The sequence below is a fragment of the Streptomyces calidiresistens genome (genome assembly GCF_014141525.1).
Classification (GTDB): Bacteria; Actinomycetota; Actinomycetes; order Streptomycetales; family Streptomycetaceae; genus Streptomyces; species Streptomyces calidiresistens.
On record NZ_VKHS01001573.1, the window covers coordinates 1 to 439 of the forward strand.

Genomic DNA, 439 nt, shown 5'->3' on the forward strand with positions numbered 1-439 from the left:
CTGTGAGAAAGCGGTCAGCATGACGACAGCACAGATACGGTCTTCGGCAATCTTGTCGGCCGCAGTGATGCCGTCCATCTTGGGCATCTTGACGTCCATGACGATCAGGTCGGGCTCGAGCTCGTTGGCAAGACGGACAGCCTCCTCGCCGTCGCTAGCTTGGCCGACGATCTCGTAACCATGCTCCTCGAGCAGCTCGACGAGATCGAGACGGATAAGAGCCTCGTCCTCGGCGACTACGACACGTGGATGTTCCGCCTCCGCCCCCGAGTCAGAGGTTGACCGAGTGAGGTCCTGTGGCTTGCTCACGATGATTCCTTGCATGTCGAACGTTGACAACTCAGTTCAATCTTAGTGGTTATGAGGTCTTACCGCACATGCACATGTACCCGACTAGCGGATCTCCTCGTCTAGAGTGCCCGCCCAATCGACCCTCGTG

At 57.9% G+C, this 439-nt stretch carries 1 protein-coding gene; it reads right to left on the reverse strand.

Features of this window, described 5'->3' with window-relative positions; genetic code table 11:
- Positions 1 to 315, reverse strand: a 315-nt coding sequence (locus FOE67_RS28320; RefSeq protein WP_438874333.1) for a response regulator, incomplete at its 3' end; no start/stop codon positions are given.
- Positions 316 to 439: the final 124 nt, after the last annotated feature.